Source organism: Wolbachia endosymbiont of Drosophila barbarae (assembly GCF_044752445.1).
Lineage (GTDB): Bacteria > Pseudomonadota > Alphaproteobacteria > Rickettsiales > Anaplasmataceae > Wolbachia > Wolbachia pipientis.
In genome coordinates this window covers 1-2,450 of record NZ_JBIXJM010000052.1, presented here as the reverse complement: position 1 = coordinate 2,450, position 2,450 = coordinate 1, and the positions used below count along the sequence as shown (strand labels likewise).

General features: G+C 31.4%; 7 protein-coding genes. All 7 read right to left on the bottom strand.

The window, feature by feature from the left end; translation table 11 throughout:
* Positions 1-209: cation:proton antiporter subunit C (locus ACIPNH_RS00725; RefSeq protein WP_400770961.1), on the bottom strand; the 209-nt coding region annotated here is incomplete at its 3' end.
* On the bottom strand, positions 206-625 hold the full coding sequence (locus ACIPNH_RS00720; RefSeq protein ID WP_400770959.1) for a Na(+)/H(+) antiporter subunit B: 420 nt from the start codon (positions 623-625) through the stop codon (positions 206-208). The genes ACIPNH_RS00725 and ACIPNH_RS00720, both read right to left, overlap by 4 nt.
* Positions 618-1,145, bottom strand: coding sequence for a DUF4040 domain-containing protein (locus ACIPNH_RS00715; protein ID WP_400770956.1), 528 nt, complete (start codon positions 1,143-1,145; stop codon positions 618-620). Before ACIPNH_RS00715 ends, ACIPNH_RS00720 begins: the two co-directional genes overlap by 8 nt.
* Before the next feature lies 1 nt (position 1,146).
* Positions 1,147-1,434 (bottom strand): monovalent cation/H(+) antiporter subunit G, encoded by a 288-nt coding sequence (gene mnhG, locus ACIPNH_RS00710; protein ID WP_155969497.1) that lies wholly within the window; start codon positions 1,432-1,434, stop codon positions 1,147-1,149.
* Between the two features lie 6 nt (positions 1,435-1,440).
* Entirely contained in the window at positions 1,441-1,686 is a 246-nt protein-coding gene (locus ACIPNH_RS00705) for a monovalent cation/H+ antiporter complex subunit F (protein WP_007548527.1), read from the bottom strand.
* Positions 1,687-1,714: 28 nt separating this feature from the next.
* On the bottom strand, positions 1,715-2,122 hold the full coding sequence (gene rpoZ / locus ACIPNH_RS00700; protein ID WP_007548528.1) for a DNA-directed RNA polymerase subunit omega: 408 nt from the start codon (positions 2,120-2,122) through the stop codon (positions 1,715-1,717).
* A gap of 60 nt (positions 2,123-2,182) precedes the next feature.
* Positions 2,183-2,450, bottom strand: a 268-nt coding sequence (locus tag ACIPNH_RS00695) for a helix-turn-helix domain-containing protein (RefSeq protein ID WP_400770952.1), incomplete at its 5' end; no start/stop codon positions are given.

The window sequence follows — 2,450 nt, the reverse complement described above, 5'->3', positions numbered from 1 at the left end:
GGTATAGGATTGCTATATGAATAAAAATTTGAAACCAATATAGGAGGCAAGGAACTTTTTATATATCCTAGAGATATGTAAAATAACAAAACAGATGCTTGGAAGACGCTTACCCCTATCATTTTCTTGATTAAATTTTTATCGTTTATAATAATATATAAACCTAGCACCATTAATACAATAATAATCGTATAATTATATAAAGTCATTGTTTTTTCCTACGAGCAAAATTTATATATGTAATTAACATAGAGGAGCAGACAGTAAATGCTACACCTAATTCCACCAAAAAAATACCTAATTTTTGACCGGTTCTATTATTGGTTAACAAGATATCATAAGATAAAAAATTTTGGCCAAGTAAAGTTGTTGCAACGCCCGTTCCTCCATAAATTAAAATACCTAACACGTTAGTCAATCTAATCACAGAATAAGGTATTGCTTTTAGAGTTGTAGATACACCAAATAGCATTGAATATAATATTATCCCGGAGGCAATAATTATTCCTGCTTGAAAACCTCCACCCGGAGTGTAATCACCGTGAAATTGTATGTATAAACCAAATAAAATGATAAAAGGTATCATCAAAAATGTTACTGCATTTAATATCGGATCTTTAATCATTTTCTTTTTCTTCTTTTAATATCAACGTTATACAAAGCGCAGCAGTAAAAACTACTATAGTTTCTCCAAACGTGTCATAACCACGAAAGCTTGCCAAAATAGCTGTCACTATATTAGGAATATCGGTAGCTTTTTCGGTATTTTCCACATAATAAGGAGCAACATGCAAGTGGATCGGAGCATTGTGGCTGCCAAAATCTGGCAATTGAATCATAAAATATGACAAACATACAGCCAGAAATAACATAAAAAAAAGCGTTATAGGGTTATGAGATAGATTTACTTTATGATTCTTTATCAAGGAGAGTGCTGCAAACGTAAAAACTGTACTGAGCCCCGCACTAACAGAAGCTTCAGTAATTGCAACATCAGGTGCATTCATAATTAAGTATATAAGCGCAATCAGTGAACTAAATACACACATTAGAACAGCACTTACGACTAAATGTCGCGAGAAAACTATAAAAACCGTAACTGTTAGTAACAACAAAAGTAACACTACATTTAATATTTCTAACACCTTAGCCTTCTTTAACAGTTTTTTTCTTAACTTTATAATGAGTGCGCGCTAAAATATAGCTATTAGTTGAGTTAGCTACCCATATTATAAAAATTAATAATACTATTTTAACAGTATTGATTGAAAATCCATTCTGCAAAGCAAAACCAATTAACAATAACGTTGCACCGCTAGAATCTGTAATACCTGCTGCATTTAACCTAGTATAGAAATCAGGAAATCTGATCACCCCTATATTTGAAATAATTATCAAACAAATACCTAAAAATATGAAAATGGATCCTATCATAAATTATCAAAACAACATTAATCTCATTAGTGCTATAGTTGATATAAAGCTAACGCTAGCATACAACAATGCTATATCAATTAAAAAAAAATTATTCAGAATGATTGATATTGCTGTTATAAGTACAACTACTTGCGTTGAGAAATTATTGAACGCTAAAACCTTATTGTACACATCATTTGACTTAGACACTATGCAACACAACATTACACTCATACAGAACAACAGTGTATAGATAGCAATGCAAATCATTTAAAGACTATGTGACTTCAGTAGATTTCTAAACGGATACTTCTTCATCGCCATCTTGATCATTTATTTCATCATCTATTTCACCATCCACTTCATAATCTTGGCTTTCTTGACTTGCATCAAGATCTGTGTTATCAGAAAAATTTAATAAATTCGCTAGCTTACTTGTATTACTGCTGTAAACATTATTCATATTTCCTTTCATGTATTCCTTGCATCTACCTACCAAAAGGCTAAACAGCTCATGAGTATCCACCTGTTTTCCTGCTATTTCATGTAAGGAAACTATGGTATTTTTATGACCTTTAAACTTAGCTGCTTGAATTGGATTACTTGCCCCTGTATTTAAATCATGTGTTCTTTGACTTGCCAACAGAACCAATTTGAAACGGTTACTTACCCGTTCTATACACTTTTCTACAATAGACTCAGCCATAAGATACTACCTTAATAAGTTTTATACTATATCACAAAAAACAAGTTGTCAACTTTGTATCTATTGCGATTCAACTTCATGTTTTACTTTTTCTGCCTCAGATTTTATTTCTTGGCTTTCTGTCATCGTGATTGTTATCTCATGATCAAGTTTTTTTAGAAATCCTAACAATCGCTCTAAAGAAAAACCATCTATTTTACCATTTTTAATTTGCGATACCTTTGGCTGATCAATACCAAGTTTCTCAGCTGCAAAAGCCTGAGTCCAAGCATTTTTTTCTATAATTTTATTTATTATATAAAGCAACTTTGTTTTTATTCCTGCACTG

Bases quoted from the DNA above. Each gene is read 5' to 3' on its own strand.
- ACIPNH_RS00720 (WP_400770959.1), bottom strand. From the start codon at position 625: ATGATTAAAGATCCGATATTAAATGCAGTAACATTTTTGATGATACCT.
- mnhG (WP_155969497.1), bottom strand. From the start codon at position 1,434: ATGATAGGATCCATTTTCATATTTTTAGGTATTTGTTTGATAATTATT.
- ACIPNH_RS00705 (WP_007548527.1), bottom strand. From the start codon at position 1,686: ATGATTTGCATTGCTATCTATACACTGTTGTTCTGTATGAGTGTAATG.
- rpoZ (WP_007548528.1), bottom strand. From the start codon at position 2,122: ATGGCTGAGTCTATTGTAGAAAAGTGTATAGAACGGGTAAGTAACCGT.